The organism is Ruegeria sp. CG11 (assembly GCF_056537245.1).
In genome coordinates this window covers 1-794 of the sequence record NZ_JBQFRE010000063.1, presented here as the reverse complement: position 1 = coordinate 794, position 794 = coordinate 1, and the positions used below count along the sequence as shown (strand labels likewise).

Sequence of the window (794 nt, the reverse complement as noted above, 5' to 3'; positions counted from 1 at the left end):
GGTCACGTGGTCCCGCAAGGTGCCCGCAACATCCATAAGCTGGTCGACATAGTGGAAGGTTGTGAGGCCTCTATACCGGAAGCGGCGCAGGCTTGCCTGAACGGCCTGATTGAAATGCTGACCCGGTTGAGCAGCCAGATTCGAGAACTGGATGCGGAGATAGCCCGCCGTGCGCGAGACAACGAAATGGCGCGCCGACTGATGACGGTGCCGGGTATCGGGCCGCTCATTGCCACTGCGTTGGTTGCCCTTGCACCACCGTCGGAAACGTTTCGTCGGGGGCGTGACTTCGCCGCCTGGCTGGGATTGGTTCCCAAACAACATTCCACAGGGGGCAAGCAACGTCTCGGGGCTACGACAGAGATGGGAGAACGTTCGCTCAGGCGGTTGCTGATTATCGGCGCCAACAGCGTGGTTCTATGGCGAGCACGCAAGAAAACGGGAGCAGATTCTTGGCTTGCCCGCATGATTGAGCGCAAACCACCATTACTGGTTCGCGTGGCCCTGGTGAACAAGATGGCGCGAATTGTTTGGGCCATTATGGCCAAAGGAGACGTCTACCGGGCTCCGGTTGCGCTCGCCTAACACACGCGCGCAACTATGAGGCGGCGGAAACGGAAGAGGACGACGGCGGTATGGCATCCGGATCGAAAGATCGGATCAGGAAAACCAGTTTGCAACAGAGTGCTTCGAACACGTGGATCTGAATTGGACCTGATCTGCTAACACCATACGGGCCAGCGGCACGTGCAAAGGCCGCGCAACAGGCCGAACACATGTCAGTACCCGAGCCG

Annotated in this window: 2 protein-coding genes; one reads left to right on the top strand and one right to left on the bottom strand. The window is 59.1% G+C overall.

Annotation, left to right across the window (positions count from 1 at the left end):
* On the top strand, nucleotides 1–585 hold a 585-nt coding region (locus ACR0KW_RS24230), incomplete at its 5' end, for an IS110 family RNA-guided transposase (protein ID WP_480807308.1).
* Nucleotides 586–598: 13 nt separating this feature from the next.
* On the opposite strand, the gene ACR0KW_RS24225 is transcribed toward ACR0KW_RS24230, so the two are convergent.
* Nucleotides 599–794 (bottom strand): hypothetical protein (locus ACR0KW_RS24225; RefSeq protein WP_480807307.1); only part of this gene is annotated, 196 nt, incomplete at its 5' end.